Genomic DNA, 16,814 nt, shown 5'->3' with positions numbered 1-16,814 from the left:
CATCGGCCCCTGCTGACCACGTCACATCGATCGAAGAACCATCCTGAGCTGCAAAAACATGCTCAGATCGCGAACGAACCGGCGATAACGGGCGGAACGGGCAGGACACACCTCGCGCTGGCCCTTTTCGAGTATTCGCGGGCCTCGCTGGGGCGCGGTCCGCACCGGTTCGAACGGGATCGCGCGGCTACTTTTACGTAGCTGTGAAAGCAGCCGTGCCTTGGGATTCAGAGCTGGGCGACACGCACTGTCATATGAGGGGCGCGCCGTCGCGAAGGTACAGTGGTCGTCCCGCGTCCAGTGCCTTCAGAGCGTGCTCGAACCGGCGCCGGGTGCGGTCCCGGAGGCGACCGGCGGCTTCGGCGGCCATGACGAAGGCGGCTTCGGACAGCTCGTCGTCTCGTGGCCGTAGCCGGTCGGCCTGTTCCTCGTCCAGGGTGCCGCCGTCGAAGATGAAGGCGAGCTGATCGTCCCAGGGACCGTGCGGGGCCACCCAGTCCACCACCAGCAGCCCGAGCAGCGTGAGCCGTATGCCGAGTTCCTCCATCAGCTCACGGCGTGCAGTGTCCTCCGGCGGCTCATTGGCCTCCGCCATCCCGCCGGGCAGATCCCAGCCCGGTTTGTAGGTGGGGTTCACCAGGAGCACACGGCCGTGCGGGTCCCGCAGCAGCACATCGGCCGCCACGCGCTTGCGGGCCTGCTTGGCGTTGCCCTCCGCGAGGTACGCATTCCACGCGTCGGTGTCGGCGGGATCGGGTGCAGTGGGCCTCATGTGGTGGTGCCTCCCGAGGACGGCGGGATCAGATCGGCCAGCAGGAGCATTCTGGCGCGGCGTGCATCATCGAACCGCGCCAGGTACTCCCTGACCGGCCGATACCCCCGGTGCGGCTCCAGCAGCCGGCGCAGCCCGTCAAGCTGCTGCACCACCCGGACCGAACCGAGGGGCGGGCTCGTACTGAGCAGGTCGTGGCCGACGCTCACTGCGGCGTCCAGGTCACCCCGCCGCACGTGGATGTCCACCAGGCTGATCCGGCTGAGAGCCAGGGACCGCGCCCGCCCCGCCTCGCGCAGCGCAACAGCTTGTTCGGCGTGCGACAGCGCCTCGTCGTACTGCTCCAGGTCACGCAGGATCAGAGCTGACTCGCTGGCTAGCGCGGCGGTGTCGAACGGGCTCAGCCACGGGTGATCAGCAGCGGGCGAAGCCTCCAGGTCGCGGTGCGCGGCCTCCAGCGCGTGGGCGGCCGGAGTGCGCTGAGACGCGACCGCCAGCGCACGCGCCTGCATGGTGTGCAGCCGCGCTGTCAGCGCGGGAATCCGAGGTCCCTGCACGGCCAGTTCGAGCCCGGTCCGCGCCCAGCCGACCGCCCTGGCCGCATCCCTGGTCTCAAGGGCAAGGTGGCTGCTGCTCGCAGCGACGTGCGCGGCCAACGGGAGGTCACCAGAGGTGTGGGCCAGGGGGAGAGCGCGGGCGAAGTGCTGGGCCGCGCGGTCATCATGACCGGAGTCGTGAGCCATCCAGCCCGCCATCTCGGTCAGCGCGGCTGCGGCGGCGAACACCTGCGGACCGCTGCCGATGTCGACCAGCCGGGGCGCCACCCGGTCCGACAGGTGCCGGATGACAGCCCCGTACAACCTGCCGCCGCCGGTCTGCCGGTCAGCGCGGCGGAAATGGTCCATTGCCACCAGGTCGTCACCGTCCGGCGGCGGCCGGTCCGTCCGCTCGTGCTCGGCGGTCGCCGGCGCGGGTTCCCACGAGCGTCGAGCCAGCCCCAGCAGATGGCCGGGGATGTGGAAGGCGCCCCACCCGCGTGAACCCCGCACTCCTGGAAGACTGGACCGGGCAGTTCCTCGCTCAGCTCGCCGCACCGTCCGCCGAACTCATGACCACCGGCACGGGCGTGATCCTCGTGGACGTCGCCACCGGGTCACAGGCGTGGACCGAACCGGTCGGAGACGGCTGGACCGTGCACCAGCACGGCCCTCTTCGCCTCCGGGATCAGGTGGAAGACGCTCTCACCATCTGGCAGGACGCGGGCTCACCCCCACACTCGGACCTCAGCCTGACCGTGGACTTGGACGGCACCCAACGCGTGTGGCTCGGAACACCCGACGGTCCTTCCTGGAACCTGCCGGTCTGACCTACCCATCACAAGAGCGTCCGTCACCAAGCTGGGGGCGGGTGCCGTCCGGACGGCACCGGGGCTGGGCCACCCGTTACGTAGCCAACAAGGTAGCCATCAAAAGCTCCCTTCATGGACGTTTGTGCAGGTCATAGCGACGTGGTGACTCTCCCCGGCGTACAGCCCGGCTCGTCTGCCGCCGACTGCCACTGAGCCTGGGAAAGGGCCACTGAGCCTGGGAAAGGGCCTCCGACCCGGGTCGGAGGCCCTTCACCGTCCGCCGACGGGGGCCTTCCGGTGACGGAACCACCCCGGCCGCCCCCCGCCCCCCTCACGCCGAAGGCCCCAGCGGGCGGTCGCGGACTCCGCTCAGGTGTCCTTCGAAGACCTCTCGTGCCCGGGGGGTCAGCGCTCGCAGGGCCACCAGTGCCGTGATCGCCACGTCGCACAGTTCCGCCTGGACGTCCTCCCAGGTGTGGGTGACGCCCTTGCGGGGGTTCTGGCCGGTGGTGCCGATGATCGCCTCGGCGACCTCGCCGACCTCCTCCGACAGTTTCAGCACGCGCAGGAGCACGCCCTCGGTGCCGGTGTGGACCGCGGACGCCGCCAGCCGGTCCGAGAGTTCCTCGATGGTCGGCCAGAGGTCGGCGGGGGAGACGGGGGTGTGCTGATCGCTCATGCCCCGCAGACTGCCACGCCGTCGCAGCCGAGCGGTCCTACTCCTCGAACCCCTCGAACTCCTCGAACAACGCCTCCTGCTCGCCCGCCGCCTGCCTGCGCACCCGCCTGCCGCGCGCCCCCACGATCAACGCCGTGGCCGCCGCCGTGACGCCGAGGGCCACCGGCACCATCCAGCCGCGGTCGACGACATGGCCGAGGGCGTGATCCAGGGAGAGGCGGCCCGGCCCGGTGACGGCGAGTCCGGCCGCGGCCAGGCCCAGGGTCGCCGCGTACTCGTAGCCGCCCTCCTGGGCGAAGAAGCCGTTGGGCAGGTGGACCGCCGCCGCCCCCGCCATCGCCCCGGCCGCCGCCGCGCCCGCTGCCGGGGTCGCCAGGCCCAGCGCCAGCAGGGCGCCGCCGCCCGCCTCCGCCAGGCCCGCCGCGGTGGCGCTGACCTTGCCGGGCGCGTAACCGACGGACTCCATGAACTGGCCCGTCCCCTCCAGGCCGTGGCCGCCGAACCAGCCGAACAGCTTCTGCGTGCCGTGCGCCGCCAACACCCCGCCCGTTCCCAGCCGGAGCAGCAGCAGGCCCAGATCACGTCGGTCGTAACAGGTCACGGTGACTCCCATGCAGACGGCCGGACAGGTCCCTCCCCCGTCCACCGTCGCACCCCGCACACCACCGGGCCCGTCCTGGATGGCGTTCGGGTGGCGGGGCACCCGCACCGATGTGAGCCTGACGCCATGACGATTCAGCCAGCCAAGCTCAGCGAGCCGGCCGTCCGGGCCTTCGTGAACGCCGTCAACTCGCACGACCGCGAGGGCTTCATGGCCCTCCTGGCCCCCGGGGCCTCCATGGCCGACGACGGCTCCGACCGCGACCTCGCCGACTGGATCGACCGGGAGATCTTCTCGTCCCACGGTCACCTGGAGGTCGACAACGAGTCCGACGGCGGCCGCACCCTCCTCGCCCGCTACCGCAACGACACCTGGGGCGAGATGCGCACCAAGTGGACCTTCACGGTCGAGGACGACGGCCGCATCTCCCGCTTCGAGACCGGTCAGGCGTGACTCTCGGACCGCCTCGCCGGCCTTCGGGGCCGCCCGCCTCGCCGCCGCCCCCCGAGCGCCAGCCCTCCGGGCCCCTGCCCACCCCGCCTGCTGTTCCTTGATCCATCGGATTTACATGTCGCGGCAAATTCCGCGCCCCGACGCCCTGCGATCGGGAAAGCCCTGCTCGGCGCGGTGTACGGTCCCCGGGTGCGTGAAAGTTCCCGGATCAGCCGGCGTGCCGCCCTCGGGCTGACGGCCGCCGCCCTTCCCCTGTCCACGGCCACCGATGCGTCCGCGGTGACGGTCATCGGGGGCGAACGTCTGGCCCGGCACGGTGTTCAGGTGCGCGGTGCCACCGGTGTGCCCAAGAGACTCACCGCCCGTTCCTGGCTGGTCGCCGACTGGGCGACCGGAGAGGTGCTGGCGTCGTTCAACGCGCACGGGCGGCTGGCGCCGGCGTCCACGTTGAAGATGCTGTTCGCGGACACCTTGCTGAAGAAGTTCGACCGCACCGCGCGGTACCGGGTGACCGACGCCGATCTCGCCGACATCCCGGCCGGCTCCAGCCTCGTGGGTATCAAGCCCGGCATCACCTACACCGTGGAGCAGTTGTGGCAGGGCGTGTTCCTGCGCTCGGGCAACGACGCCGTGCACGTGCTCGCCCACATGAACGGCGGGGTGGCGAAGACCGTCGCCGAGATGCAGGCCAGGGCCGAGGACCTGCAGGCGCTGGACACCCATGTGGTGAGCCCCGACGGCTTCGACCACAACGGGCAGATCTCCTCGGCGTACGACCTGACCCTCTTCGCCCGGCACGGTCTGAGGGACGCCGACTTCCGCGGCTACTGCGGCACCAGGACCGCCGACTTCCCGGCGGGCGGCAAGAAGACCTTCCAGATCCAGAACACCGACCGCCTGCTGACGGGGGCGTGGGGCCTCGGCACGTACGACGGTCTCATCGGCGTCAAGAACGGCTACACCAGCCACGCCGGCAACACCTTCACCGGAGCGGCCGTGCGCGGCGGGCGCACCCTGCTGGTCACCGTCATGCATCCGGCCGCCGGCAGCAACGCCGTCTACGAGCAGGCCGCCGCACTGCTCGACTGGGGCTTCGGGCAGGGGGGTTCGGCGCGCGCCGTGGGGCTGCTCGTCGATCCGCTCAGCGAGGGCGGCGCTCGCCCAGGCCCGCCGGCGCGGAAGGCGCCCGGGTCGACGGCCACCGCCTCCGGGCAGGCGTCCGCGAAGGACTCGCCGTGGCATCTCGCGGAGGGCGCGGCCGGGACGTTCGCTCTGCTGGGCGCCGGGGCCTGGGCGCTGCACCGGCGGCGTGCGCGGACGGTGGCCTCGGCGGGCCGGGACGTGTCGGAGCCGGCGGCGCGTGACGTCCGGGCGAAGGGCGGCCGGCGCAGGAAGCGCTGAGTCGGCCCGATCCGCCGTGTGCGTCGGCCGTTCCACCGACCGGTGCGTACCTCGCGTCCCGCGAGGTCCACCCCCAACTCCGGTCCGGTGGAACGGCCGTCGCTCCCCCCTCGGTATGGCTACGGAACCTCCATGCTCCAACTGTGAAGCTATCGTGGAGGAAAGTTGAGCATATGTGCTCGACGGGCCGCAAGGACAGGGGTGACGGCATTCCGTTTGTGTAGGTGGGTTCAACCCCGCCCGACGTACGGCATGGCCGTCGCGAGGACGGTCGCGAACTGGACGTTCGCCTCCAGCGGCAGTTCGGCCATGTGTCGCACGGTGCGCGCCACGTCGGCCACGTCCATCACCGGTTCGGGGGCCACCTCCCCGTTCGCCTGGAGCGCTCCGGTCTGCATCCGGGCCGTCATGTCCGTGGCCGCGTTGCCGATGTCGATCTGTCCGACCGCGATGCCGTACGGCCGCCCGTCCAGCGACAGCGACTTGGTCAGGCCGGTCAGCGCGTGCTTGGTCGCGGTGTAGGCGACCGAGTGGGGGCGGGGCGTGTGGGCGGAGATCGAGCCGTTGTTGATGATCCGGCCCCCCTGCGGGGCCTGCTCCTTCATCCTCCGGTACGCCGCCTGCGCGCACAGGAACGCCCCGTTGAGATTGGTGTCCACCACGTGCCGCCAGGCGTCGTAGGACAGGTCCTCCACCGGCACCCCGCCGGGGCCGAACGTGCCCGCGTTGTTGAACAGCAGGTCCACCCGGCCGAAGCGCTCCGCGGTCGCCGCGAACAGTGCCTCGACGTCCTCGGGCCGGGAGACGTCGGCGCGTACGGCGAGCGCGGCGCCCCGCGGCTCCAGGGCCGCCGTCTCCTCCAGCGTCCCGGTGCGCCGGCCGGCCAGCGCCACCGACCAGCCGCCGCGCAGCAGTTCCACGGCGACGGCCCGCCCGATGCCGGAACCCGCGCCGGTGACCACCGCGACCTTCGAATCCTTGGCAGTTAGCTTGGCGTTCATGGATCCGCAGGGTACGGGAGGGTCCATCATCCGGGACTCATTCATCCATCATGTGACTGTTATGTACGCGCCAAACCTGCGGGCGCCGCATCCGCCTCGCCGGGGTAGCGGACACCGGCGCGGTCGCGGATCGCGTCCAGCGTCCGCATCACCGCCAGGGTGCCCTCCAACGGCACGAGCGGGGACTCGGTCTCGCCCGCCCGCAGGGCCCGCATCACCTCGACGGCCTCGTGCCGCAGGCTGGTGCGCGGACCGTCGGCCGGATCGGCGGCGAACTCCTCCGGCTCGCGGCCGTCGCGGTGCAGCACGAACCGGTCCGGGTGGAAGAAGCCGGACGGGACGTCGATCCGGCCCCGCGAACCGGTCACCGACGCCGTGACCGCCGTACCGCCGGCGATCGAACAGTGCAGCGTGGCCAGGGCCCCGCCGTCCCAGGACAGCAGCGCGCCCGTCTGGAGGTCGACGCCCTCCGGCGAGAGCACCGAACGCGCCGCGACCCCGTCCGGCTCACCCAGCAGCAACTGCGCGAAGGACACCGGATACACCCCGAGGTCCAGCAGCGCGCCGCCGCCCAGCGCCGGGTCCCGCAGCCGGTGCGCCGCCGGGAAGGGGCCGGCCAGCCCGAAGTCGGCCTGCACGGTCCGCACCTCGCCGATCGCACCGTCCTCGACCAGCGCCTTCAGCCGCCGGATCAGCGGGTTGCAGTACATCCACATCGCCTCCATCAGGAAGCGGTCGTGCTCCTTCGCCAGGGCCACCAGTTCCCCGGCCTCACGGGCGTTGAGCGTGAACGCCTTCTCGCACAGCACGTTCCGCCCCGCCGCCAGGCACAGCCCGGCCGCCGCCCGGTGCGCCGAGTGCGGGGTGGCGACGTACACCACGTCCACCTCGGCGTCCGCCGCCAGCGACTCCCAGTCGCCGTAGGCCCGCTCCGCCCCGAACCGCTCCGCGAACGCCGCCGCCGACTCCGGCCGGCGCGAGGCCACCGCGACGATCCGCGCGTCCGGCAGATCCACCAGGTCCGCCGCGAACGCCGCCGCGATCCCGCCCGTCGCCAGGATCCCCCACCGCACGCTCCGCTCCGCCATCCCGCCCCGCCTTCGCTCGTGTGTGCCTCGGCAGCATGTACGAGCTGAGAGCATAGGTTCGGTTCAGCAACAGAGGGAGGGGCACATGTCCGAGCACGCGGCGGCACCGACACCGGAGACGGCACACACCTCCCCCTCCAGGCCACCGGCGGCCCGGCCACCGCACGGCACCGGAGCCCTCGTCACCTTCCTGCTCGGCTGCCTCACCGCGACCACCCCGCTGGCCATGGACATGTACCTCCCGTCCCTGCCGCAGGTCACCCGGTCGCTGGACGCCCCCGCCGTCACCGTCCAGCTCACCCTCACCGCCTGCATGGCCGGCCTGGCGCTCGGCCAACTCGTGGTGGGCCCCCTCAGCGACCGCTGGGGCCGCCGCCGCCCGCTGCTCACCGGCCTCGCCGTCTACCTCGCCGCCACCGCCCTGTGCGCCCTCGCGCCCACCGTCGAGGCGCTGATCGCCTTCCGGCTCGTCCAGGGCCTCGCGGGCGCGGCCGGCGTCGTCATCGCCCGGGCCGTCGTACGCGACCTGTACGACGGGGTCGCCATGGCCCGCTTCTTCTCCACGCTGATGCTGATATCCGGCGCCGCGCCCATCGTGGCGCCACTCGTCGGCGGGCAGATCCTGCGGGTGACGGACTGGCGCGGGGTGTTCGTGGTGCTCACGGTCGTCGGCGCCGCGCTGACCGCCCTGGTCTGGGTCCGGCTGCCGGAGACGCTGCCCCCCGCCGGACGGCACAGCGGCGGCGTGCGCGAGACCCTGCGCGCCATGCGCGGCCTCCTCGCCGACCTGCCCTTCACCGGATACATGCTCGCCGGCGGCTTCGCGTTCGCCGCGCTGTTCGCCTACGTCTCCGCCTCGCCCTTCGTCGTCCAGGAGATCTACGGCGCCTCCCCGCAGACCTTCAGCCTGCTGTTCGGGCTCAACTCCGTCGGCCTGGTCGTCGCCGGGCAGATCAACGGCAAGGTGCTGGTCGGCCGGGTCAGCCTGGACAAGGTGCTCGCCACCGGCCTGACGGTGATCGTGCTCGCGGCGACCGCCCTGCTGCTGATGTCCACCGGCGTCTTCGGCGAGCCCGGCCTCGCCCCGGTCGCCGCCGCGCTCTTCGTCCTGATGTCCTCGATGGGCATCACCCTGCCCAACGCCCAGTCCCTCGCCCTGCTGCGCGTCCGGCACTCCGCCGGCTCCGCCTCCGCGCTGCTCGGCACCTCCTCCTTCCTCGTCGGAGCGGTCGCCTCCCCGCTCGTCGGCATCGCCGGCGAGGACACCGCCGTACCCATGGCCGTCGTCCAGCTTTCGGGAGCACTGGTCGCGGCGGCCTGCTTCGTGGGAATGTGCCGTCCCTGGAACACGCGCGGGAACACGCGTGCGGGGTCGGAGGGAGACGAGAACTGAGCGCACCGAGACTGCGCGCCGACACACCGGAGCGGGCCGGGCTCGACCCCGTGGAACTCGGCCGGCTGGCCGCCGCGGCGTACGACCTGACCGCCGGAGCACGCCCCTGGGCGGCCGGCGCGGTCGTGCTGGCCGGGCGCGGCCCGGTGATCGCCGTGGCCGAGGCCTCGGGCTGGGCGGTGCGCTACGCCTCCTACGACCCCGAGACCGACACCGGCGTCGAACTGCCGGCCGCCGCCCGGGTCCCGGCCACCGTCGACACGCCCTTCGACCTGGCCTCCCTCACCAAGCTGTTCACGTCCGTCGCCGCCGTGCAGCAGATCGAGCGCGGCACCCTCGGCATGGACGCCCGGATCGGCGACTGGCTGCCGGAGTTCCGGGCCGCGGCCGCCCACGGCGTCACCGTACGACAGCTGCTCACCCACACCTCCGGGCTGCGCCCCGGACTCCCCCTGTACGACTGCCCGGACGACAGGGCCGCACTGGCCCTGCTGCGGGCGGAGGCACCGGTCTCGGCGCCGGGCGCGTACCGGTACTCGGACCTGAACATGCTCCTCTTGCAGCACGTGCTGGAGCGGATCACCGGCCGCACCCTGGACGTCCTCGTGCACGAGGGCATCACCCGGCCGCTCGGCATGACCGCCACCGCCTTCGGCCCCTGCCCGGGCGCGGCGGCCACCGAGGACCAGCGGCGCCCCTGGGCCAAGGCCCACCGGGGCATGCTGCGGGGCGTGGTGCACGACGAGAACGCCTGGGCGCTCGGCGGGGTCGCCGGGCACGCGGGTCTGTTCTCCACCGCGCGCGACCTGGCGGTCTTCTGCCGGGCGCTGCTCGCGGGCGGCTCCTACGGTCCCGCGCGCATCCTCGGACCCGACTTCGTCGATCTGCTGTTCACCCCGCCGGGGCTGGGCTTCGTCCTGGACCGGCCCGCGTTCATGGGGGAGCTGGCGGGCCGTGGCGCGGCGGGCCACACCGGTTTCACCGGCACCTCCCTGGTCCTGGACCCGGCGACGGACACCTTCCTCGTCCTGCTGGCCAACACGGTCCACCCCCGACGCCGCCCGCCGGACGACCGGCCGCGGGCGACGCTGGGCACCCACCTGTCCCGAGCGGTGATCTGACCGGCACCCTCCGGCCGTGGACGGGGCGGTCGGGGGCGCCGGCGGGGGCCGTAGAATCGGTGGGTGAACGACCCCGTACCCCCGGCCGAAGCTCTCCGCCGACGTCTCGCCGAGCTGCTGGACGGTCTGCCTCCCACGGCGGTGACCCGGGCCGTGGACCGGCTGATCGCCGCCTATCGCGGAGCCACCCCCACCGACGCGCCGATCCTGCGCGACCGCGCCGACGTGGCCGCGTACGCCGCCTACCGGATGCCGGCCACGTTCGCGGCCGTCCGTTCGGCGCTCGCCGCGTTCGCGGACGCGGTGCCCGGCTGGGCGCCCGGCAGCCATGTGGACGTCGGCGGCGGCACCGGCGCCGCCACCTGGGCCGTGGCCGCCACCTGGGACGGCACCCGGCCGGTGACGGTGCTCGACTGGGCCGAGCCGGCGCTCGCCATCGGCCGGGAGATCGCCGCCGCCACCCCGGCCCTCGCGGACGCCCGCTGGCAGCGCGACCGGATCGGCGCCGGCCTCACCCTGGAGAGCACCGACCTGGTGACGGTGTCCTACGTCCTCAACGAACTCCGCGAGACCGACCGAGCCGCCCTCGTCGACGCCGCCGCCGGCGCCGCGCAAGCCGTGGTCATCGTGGAGGCGGGCACACCCGCCGGGTACGCCCGGGTCATCGAGGCCCGCGACCGGCTGATCGGGGCCGGGTTCCATGTCGCCGCACCCTGCCCGCACAGCGCCGCCTGCCCCATCGTGCCCGGCCAGGACTGGTGCCACTTCTCCGCCCGGGTCGGCCGCTCCTCCCTGCACCGCCAGATCAAGGGCGGCTCGCTGGCGTACGAGGACGAGAAGTTCTCCTACGTCGCCGCGACCCGGCTGCCCGCCGAACCGGCCCCCGCCCGGGTGGTCCGGCGTCCCCAGATCCGCAAGGGACAGGTGCTGCTCGACCTGTGCGAGGCCGACGAACAGCTGCGCCGCACGACCGTCACCAAGCGCCACGGCGAGCTGTACAAGACGGCCCGGGACGCCGACTGGGGCGACGCCTGGCCTCCACACGACACCGTGTCGTAGCCCGGCCCGGCTCCTTGTTACTTTCGACCCCATGGTCGACAAGCCCGCCCCCGACGCCACCCGCCGCAGCGAGAAGTCCCGGCGGGCGATCTACGCCGCCGCCCTCTCCCTGGTCGGCGAGGTCGGCTACCCGAAGACCACCGTCGAGGCCATCGCCGCCCGGGCCGGGGTCGGCAAGCAGACCATCTACCGCTGGTGGCCGGCCAAGGCGGACGTCCTGCTGGAGGCCTTCCTGGACCTCGGCGAGCAGGCGGCCCGGGCGGCGGGGCAGGACACGTACGCCATCCCGGACACCGGTGACCTGGCCGCCGACCTCAAGGCGGTGCTGCGGGCCACGGTGGACGAACTCGTGGACCCCCGCTTCGCGGCACCGGCGCGGGCGCTGGCCGCCGAGGGACTGGTCAACGAGCAGCTCGGCCGGGAGTACGTCGCCCGGCTCCTCGAACCCCAGCTCCAGCTGTACGTCGACCGGCTGCGCGCCGCCCGGGACGCCGGAGGCGTACGCGCCGACGTCGACCCCCGTATCGCACTGGAGCTGTTCGTCTCACCGCTCGCCCAGCGGTGGCTGCAGCGCACGGGCCCGATCTCGTACGACTACACGGACACCCTCGTCGACTACGCCCTGCACGGAATCGCCCCCCGCTGACCCTGCGCGCCGTGCCGCCACCGCTTCCGCCGCTTCCGCCCCCGGACCCCCCGAAGCAGATGAAGATGGGACGATAGGGCATGCTGTCCGCACACCAGCGAGGCGACCAGCGAACCGAAGGGGATAGATGAGCGCGACGTTCGGCGGCCGCCCCGGCCGGCAGGGCAAACTCTCCCAGTGGCTGCTCGGACGCCGCGCGAAGGAGGCCGTCGACGACAGCGGCCGGGAGGCCCTGCTGCTCGCCGCCGCCGACGCGGGCCTGCCGTTGGCCCCCGCCGCGCACCCCGCTCCCGGCTACCGCTGCTCCTGCGACCGCGTCGGCTGCCCCACCCCGGCCCGGCACCCGGTCTCGTTCGCCTGGCAGACGCAGTCCACGACGGACCACGCCCAGATCGAGCGCTGGGCCCGGCACCAGCCGCAGGCCAACTTCATCACCTCCACCGGCGTGACCCACGACGTCCTGGACGTGCCGCTGGAAGCCGGCCGCGAGGCACTGGAACGGCTCCTCGGCGCCGGTGTCGAGGTCGGACCGGTCGCCGGCAGCGACGACGGCCGCATGCTGTTCTTCACCCTCACCCGGGGCACTCCCGAGGACGAGGACGAGTGGTGGCCGTGCGAACTGGACTGCCACCCCGAGACCATGGACGAACACCCCGGTCTGCGCTGGCACTGCCGGGGCTCCTACGTCCTCGTACCGCCCGCCCGGCTGCCCGGCGACGACCGGCGGGTGCGCTGGGTGCGCGGCCCGGAGCATTCGCTGCCGGACCCGCTGACCCTGCTGGAGACGCTCACCGACGCCTGCGCCCGGCACGTCGGCTCCGACTCCCAGAACCCGGGCGGGTCCTGGCCGCTGCGCCACTGAACGGGCGCGAGCGGGTCGCGCGTTCGCGGCGGCCGGTCACTCGCCCTGCGCGGAGGTCAGTCCCCCCAGCCGTCCCAGTATCCGCACCGCACCGCTGCCGGCCGGGTCGAGGGCGGCCTCGTTGGCCATCGACTCCAGCGTCAGGGACTGCTTCACCTCGCCCTTGGTCAGGGCCCGCACGTCCTTGTTCGCGACCGGTACCGAGGTGCCCGCGGCCGCGGTCCGCTTCTCGAAGTGGTGCGTGGCGAAGAACACCAGCGCCCCGCCGTCCGCCGTGCGCAGCGCCAGCGGCGCGTAGTCGCCGTGGACGACCGGCTCGTCGATGAACTGCCGGACCAGGCCCGGCTTCCTCGCCGCCTTCGCGCGGTCGGCGCGCAGCCCGCTGGTGCTCGGGCCGTCCGCGAAGTCCTTGCCGCCGCTCTTCAGATAGGCCGTGTACCGCTCGCTGAGCTCCTGTGGCGGCACGGCCAGTCCCGGCGAGTCGGCCGGCGCGGCCTCGGCCCAGCCGTCCGCGTCCGTCCGGAAGCGGGGCACGGCGCCGGGCGCCATGAGGGTCAGATACGCCACCTGCCAGCGCTCGCCGAGGCCGCCCCGGGTGAACACCAGCAGCCACCGGAAGTCGCCGCCCTTGTTGCCCCGGGCGTCGGCGACGAACCAGCGGGGCCAGCCGGCCTTCTTCGGGATGGTGAACTTCGCGTCCGTCAGCTTCAGCGGCGTGTGACGGGCGTTGCCCGAGGGGCTGTTGACGTGGCCCGCCCGCAGCCGCGCGGAGTCGATGTCGGCGAGGGCGCCGGTGACGTAGGGGGCGTCCAGGGAGCTGTCGTAGGCCTTGTCGGCCTTGTTGTAGGCGTCGGTGAACGCGGTGAGCGCCCTGGCCGCCTCCGCCCGGGTGGCGGCCGGGAGACGCACCCGCTCCCCGTGCACCACCACACAGCCGCTCGCGGTCAGCGACAAAGCGGTCAGCGAGGCCGCTATGAGTGCGTTACGGTCACGCCTGCGAAGCCGTCGACGGCTGCGTTCCCTGGTCATCGGGCTCCTTCACCTTCCCCTTTCCGGAGGCGAACCCTACCGGGGCGAGGAAGATCGTGAGCGTCGGGATCAGGTACAGCAGCCACACCGTGACCTGGAGGACCGTCGGGTCGGGCTGGAAGTTGAACACGCCCTTCAGCAGGGTGCCGTACCAGCTGTCCGGCTCGATCGTGTCGCTGATGTCGAAGGCCAGCCGCGTCAGGCCCGGGACCCAGCCGGCCTCCTGCAGGTCGTGGAAGCCGTACGCCAGCACGCCCGCCGCGACCACGACCAGCATGCCGCCGGTCCAGGTGAAGAACTTCGCCAGGTTGATCTTCAGGGCGCCCCGGTAGAACAGCCAGCCGAGGAACACCGCCGTGAGCAGGCCCAGCGCGACGCCGATCAGCGGGCGCGGGGTGCCGTCGCTCGCCGCGTGCACCGACGCCCACACGAACAGCGCGGTCTCCAGACCCTCCCGGCCCACGGCCAGGAACGCGGTGGCGACCAGGGCGCCGGTGCCCAGGGCGAGGGCCGCGTCCAGCCTGCCGTGCAGCTCCGCCTTCAGGTGCCGGGCGGTGCGCCGCATCCAGAACACCATCCAGGTCACCAGGCCGACGGCGAGGATGGACAGCGAGCCGCCGAGCGCCTCCTGCGCCTGGAACGTCATCTCCTGCGAGCCGAATTCGAGGGCGCAGCCGAAACCCATCGCGATGGCGATCGCGATGGCGATACCGATCCAGATCGGCTTCAGGGCGTCCCTGCGGCCGGTCTTGACCAGGTAGGCGATCAGGATGCAGACGACGAGCGACGCCTCCAGTCCCTCACGCAGGCCGATCAGGTAGTTGGAGAACACGGGCTACGCCTCCTTCGAGAACAGCGTGCGGCCCCACCAGTCGCCGGAGTCCCGGACGCCGGGGGGCACCGCGAAGACCGCCGAACCCACGTGCTGGATGTACTCGTTGAGCGCGTCCTGCGCCGACAGCTTGCGCTGCAGGGGGATGAACCCCTTGCGCACGTCCCGCTGGTAGGCGAGGAAGAACAGACCGGCGTCGAGCCGGCCGAGGCCGTCGGTGCCGTCGGTGAAGGAGTAGCCGCGGCGCAGGATGGTGATCCCGCCGTTGGAGTCCGGGTGCGCCAGCCGCACGTGCGCGTCCGGCTTCATCGCCTTCAGGAACGGCGCGTCGTGCTCCTTGGCCTTGCCGACCGGCGCGCCCTCGCGCTTGTCCCGGCCGAACACGTCCTCCTGCTCCTGCAGCGAGGCGCGGTCCCAGGTCTCGATGTTCATCCGGATCCGGCGGGCGACCAGATAGGAGCCGCCGGTCATCCAGCCGGGGCCGTCCCCTTCGCCGGCCCACACGTACTTCGCCAGGCGGTCCGTCTCGGTGCCCGCGATGTTGCGGGTGCCGTCCTTGAACCCCATGAGGTTGCGGGGGGTCTGGGCGCCCGGGGTGGTCGAGGAGGTCTTGCCGAAGCCCAGCTGCGACCAGCGGATGGCGACCTTGCCGAAGCCGATACGGGCCAGGTTGCGGATGGCGTGCACGGCGACCTGCGGATCGTCGGCGCAGGCCTGGACACACAGATCGCCACCGGTGCGGGACCTGTCCAGGTTGTCGCCGGGGAAGGGCGGCAGGTCGGCCAGGGCGGCCGGCCGCTGGTCCTTCAGGCCGAACTTGTCGAAGAGCGACGGTCCGAACCCGATCGTCAGGGTCAGCCGGGACGGCTTCAGGCCCAGTGCCTCGCCGGTGTCGTCCGGCGGGGCCTCGGCGAGCCCGCCGTAGGCGCCCTCGCCGACCGGGTGGCCCGCGGTCATCTTCCGCGCCGCCGCCGTCCAGTCCTTGAGCAGCTGTACGAACGCGGCGCGGTCGTCGGTCTTCACGTCGAACGCGGCGAAGTGCAGCCGGTCCTGCACCGGGGTGGCGATGCCGGCCTGGTGGGCCCCGTGGAACTCCACCGCGCCGCCCGCCTCGGCGGCGGCCGGGTCGACGTCGTCACCGGCCCGGGCCATCGCCACCGCGCCGCCGGCCGTCGCGGCACCGAGCGCGAGCCCGGCACCGCCCCAGCCGATGAGCGCCCGCCGCGAGGGGCCGGTGCCCCGGTCGTCCTGCGTCTCGTTCATCGCCCTGTCCCGGTTCCGTTTACTTGACGACCGCGGCGGCGAGCTTCGACAGCGGCTCGGCCAGCGCGTTCACCGCGTCCGACAGCTCCTTGCGCTGGTCCTTGCCGACCTTGTCGTAGGAGACGAAGTCGTAGGAGGTCTTGTTCGAGCGGTACTTGTCCAGCAGCGTGTTCAGGGCCGTGAACTGCTTGTCCAGCTCGGTGGTCAGCGCCGCGTCGTTCTTCGCGGCGACCGGCTTCAGCAGCTCGTAGGCCTTCTGCGCGCCCTCGACGTTGCCCTTGAAGTCGGCCAGGTCGGTGTGCGAGTAGCGGTCCTCCTCGCCGGTGACCTTGCCGGTGGCGACCTCGTCGAGGAGTTCCTTGGCGCCGTTGGCCATGGAGGAGGGGGTGATCTCGGCCTTGCCGACCCGCTTCTGCCAGTCCTTCAGGTCGCTCACCAGCTGGTCGGCGAGGGTCTTCTCCGCGGCGCCGATCTTCTGGTCCTGCCAGAGGGACTTCTCCAGCCGGTGCCAGCCGGTCCACTTCTGGCCCTTCTCCAGGCCGTCGGCGCGGGCGTCGGTCTTCGGGTCGATGTCACCGAAGGACTCCGCGACCGGCTCGGTGCGCTCCCAGCCGAGCCGGGAGGGGGAGTAGGCCTTCTTCGCGGCGTCGAGGTCGTCGTCCTTGATGGCCTTGGCGAAGGTCTCGGCGAGCGGCACGGTGGCGTCGGCCTGGTCCTGGGCGTACTGGCGGTAGCCCGCGACGGCCTGGTCGAGCCTCGGGTCGCGCTTGGCGCTCTTGCCGGAGCCGGTCACGTCGAGCTTCTGCCGGACGCCGTGGCCCTTCATACCGGGGCGGCAGGCGATCTCGTACGACCCGGCCTTCACCTCGGCGGTCAGCGTGTACCTGGTGCCCGGGCCGATGTTCTCCTTCTCCGAGACGATCCGGTCGTCCGGGAAGAGGATCTCCACCTCGGTGGCCTTGGAGCCCTTGTTCTCTATCTGCAGGGTGACCTGGCCGGCCGGAACGGACGTGGCGGAGGTCTCGCACTTGGAGTCGGCCGCGGTGACCTGGATGGCGTCCCCGCCCTTGGCGTCGCTCTTCGCAGTGCAGGCCGAGAGGGCGGTCAGGGCCGCCGTCGCGACGGCGGCGGTGACGGTGAGTCGGGCGGCACGCATACGGGCTCCAAGACGGGAACGACGGTGTGGTGAGGCTGCCCTAACTTACATGAGGCTTACCTGACCAACCTCCCCCGGGGTCGTGATTCAGCTCTCACGCGAACGCCCGC

General features: G+C 72.5%; 18 protein-coding genes and 1 pseudogene. 9 read left to right on the top strand and 10 right to left on the bottom strand.

Features of this window, described 5'->3' with window-relative positions; translation table 11 throughout:
• Nucleotides 1-201: hypothetical protein (locus tag ACIBA9_RS14915; RefSeq protein ID WP_399362961.1), on the top strand; the 201-nt coding region annotated here is incomplete at its 5' end.
• A gap of 49 nt (nt 202-250) precedes the next feature.
• Here the strand turns inward: ACIBA9_RS14915 and ACIBA9_RS14910 are convergent.
• Nucleotides 251-772 carry an NUDIX domain-containing protein gene (locus tag ACIBA9_RS14910; RefSeq protein WP_399362959.1) on the bottom strand — a complete coding sequence of 174 codons (522 nt, stop codon included), beginning with the start codon at nt 770-772 and terminating at the stop codon, nt 251-253.
• On the bottom strand, nt 769-1,677 hold the full coding sequence (locus ACIBA9_RS14905; protein ID WP_399362957.1) for a tetratricopeptide repeat protein: 909 nt from the start codon (nt 1,675-1,677) through the stop codon (nt 769-771). The genes ACIBA9_RS14910 and ACIBA9_RS14905 overlap by 4 nt, the downstream gene beginning before the upstream one ends.
• Nucleotides 1,678-1,796: 119 nt before the next feature.
• Between ACIBA9_RS14905 and ACIBA9_RS14900 the strand changes: the two are divergent.
• Nucleotides 1,797-2,138, top strand: a pseudogene (locus ACIBA9_RS14900) (methyltransferase); the annotation flags it as partial.
• Nucleotides 2,139-2,451: 313 nt separating this feature from the next.
• Here the strand turns inward: ACIBA9_RS14900 and ACIBA9_RS14895 are convergent.
• Both ACIBA9_RS14895 and ACIBA9_RS14890 read right to left on the bottom strand, forming a co-directional pair.
• The gene (locus ACIBA9_RS14895; RefSeq protein WP_399362955.1) at nt 2,452-2,799 is read right to left on the bottom strand and encodes a MazG-like family protein; all 348 of its coding nucleotides are present in this window, start codon (nt 2,797-2,799) and stop codon (nt 2,452-2,454) included.
• 37 nt (nt 2,800-2,836) lie between these two features.
• Complete coding sequence (locus ACIBA9_RS14890) at nt 2,837-3,400, bottom strand: DoxX family membrane protein (protein ID WP_399362953.1); 564 nt, start codon at nt 3,398-3,400, stop codon at nt 2,837-2,839.
• A 126-nt stretch (nt 3,401-3,526) separates the two neighbouring features.
• On the opposite strand from ACIBA9_RS14890, the gene ACIBA9_RS14885 reads away from it, so the two are divergent.
• Together ACIBA9_RS14885 and ACIBA9_RS14880 are read left to right on the top strand one after the other, a co-directional pair.
• On the top strand, nt 3,527-3,853 hold the full coding sequence (locus ACIBA9_RS14885; protein ID WP_362157233.1) for a nuclear transport factor 2 family protein: 327 nt from the start codon (nt 3,527-3,529) through the stop codon (nt 3,851-3,853).
• 189 nt (nt 3,854-4,042) lie between these two features.
• On the top strand, nt 4,043-5,254 hold the full coding sequence (locus tag ACIBA9_RS14880; protein WP_399362951.1) for a D-alanyl-D-alanine carboxypeptidase family protein: 1,212 nt from the start codon (nt 4,043-4,045) through the stop codon (nt 5,252-5,254).
• 230 nt (nt 5,255-5,484) lie between these two features.
• Here the strand turns inward: ACIBA9_RS14880 and ACIBA9_RS14875 are convergent, their stop codons facing one another.
• Both ACIBA9_RS14875 and ACIBA9_RS14870 read right to left on the bottom strand, forming a co-directional pair.
• A complete protein-coding gene (locus ACIBA9_RS14875) occupies nt 5,485-6,255 on the bottom strand; it encodes an SDR family oxidoreductase (protein ID WP_399362949.1) in 771 nt (256 codons plus the stop codon).
• 59 nt (nt 6,256-6,314) lie between these two features.
• Nucleotides 6,315-7,343, bottom strand: coding sequence for a Gfo/Idh/MocA family protein (locus ACIBA9_RS14870; protein ID WP_399362947.1), 1,029 nt, complete (start codon nt 7,341-7,343; stop codon nt 6,315-6,317).
• An 85-nt stretch (nt 7,344-7,428) separates the two neighbouring features.
• Between ACIBA9_RS14870 and ACIBA9_RS14865 the strand changes: the two genes are divergently transcribed.
• The 5 genes from ACIBA9_RS14865 (at nt 7,429) to ACIBA9_RS14845 (ending at nt 12,424) form a co-directional block, all read left to right on the top strand.
• Nucleotides 7,429-8,736 (top strand): multidrug effflux MFS transporter, encoded by a 1,308-nt coding sequence (locus ACIBA9_RS14865; protein WP_399362945.1) that lies wholly within the window; start codon nt 7,429-7,431, stop codon nt 8,734-8,736.
• The gene (locus ACIBA9_RS14860; protein WP_399362943.1) at nt 8,676-9,857 is read left to right on the top strand and encodes a serine hydrolase domain-containing protein; all 1,182 of its coding nucleotides are present in this window, start codon (nt 8,676-8,678) and stop codon (nt 9,855-9,857) included. The genes ACIBA9_RS14865 and ACIBA9_RS14860 overlap by 61 nt, the downstream gene beginning before the upstream one ends.
• Nucleotides 9,858-9,920: 63 nt before the next feature.
• On the top strand, nt 9,921-10,916 hold the full coding sequence (locus ACIBA9_RS14855) for a small ribosomal subunit Rsm22 family protein (RefSeq protein ID WP_399362941.1): 996 nt from the start codon (nt 9,921-9,923) through the stop codon (nt 10,914-10,916).
• A gap of 31 nt (nt 10,917-10,947) precedes the next feature.
• Nucleotides 10,948-11,562: a TetR/AcrR family transcriptional regulator gene (locus tag ACIBA9_RS14850; RefSeq protein WP_362157250.1), complete on the top strand. Its 615-nt coding sequence runs from the start codon at nt 10,948-10,950 to the stop codon at nt 11,560-11,562.
• 127 nt (nt 11,563-11,689) lie between these two features.
• Complete coding sequence (locus ACIBA9_RS14845) at nt 11,690-12,424, top strand: bifunctional DNA primase/polymerase (RefSeq protein WP_399362939.1); 735 nt, start codon at nt 11,690-11,692, stop codon at nt 12,422-12,424.
• Between the two features lie 36 nt (nt 12,425-12,460).
• On the opposite strand, the gene ACIBA9_RS14840 is transcribed toward ACIBA9_RS14845, so the two are convergent.
• The 4 genes from ACIBA9_RS14840 to efeO are packed head-to-tail and all read right to left on the bottom strand — an operon-like array spanning nt 12,461 to nt 16,704.
• Nucleotides 12,461-13,453 carry a hypothetical protein gene (locus tag ACIBA9_RS14840; RefSeq protein WP_399362937.1) on the bottom strand — a complete coding sequence of 331 codons (993 nt, stop codon included), beginning with the start codon at nt 13,451-13,453 and terminating at the stop codon, nt 12,461-12,463.
• Nucleotides 13,413-14,285, bottom strand: coding sequence for an iron uptake transporter permease EfeU (gene efeU, locus ACIBA9_RS14835; RefSeq protein ID WP_399362935.1), 873 nt, complete (start codon nt 14,283-14,285; stop codon nt 13,413-13,415). The genes ACIBA9_RS14840 and efeU overlap by 41 nt, the downstream gene beginning before the upstream one ends.
• Before the next feature lie 3 nt (nt 14,286-14,288).
• On the bottom strand, nt 14,289-15,548 hold the full coding sequence (gene efeB / locus ACIBA9_RS14830; protein ID WP_399362933.1) for an iron uptake transporter deferrochelatase/peroxidase subunit: 1,260 nt from the start codon (nt 15,546-15,548) through the stop codon (nt 14,289-14,291).
• A gap of 19 nt (nt 15,549-15,567) precedes the next feature.
• Nucleotides 15,568-16,704, bottom strand: coding sequence for an iron uptake system protein EfeO (gene efeO / locus ACIBA9_RS14825; RefSeq protein WP_399362931.1), 1,137 nt, complete (start codon nt 16,702-16,704; stop codon nt 15,568-15,570).
• Nucleotides 16,705-16,814: the final 110 nt, after the last annotated feature.

Source organism: Streptomyces sp. NPDC051452, assembly GCF_044454765.1.
GTDB lineage: Bacteria > Actinomycetota > Actinomycetes > Streptomycetales > Streptomycetaceae > Streptomyces.
The sequence above is the reverse complement of the archived record's forward strand: the minus strand, read 5'-3'. Positions and strand labels throughout refer to the sequence as shown.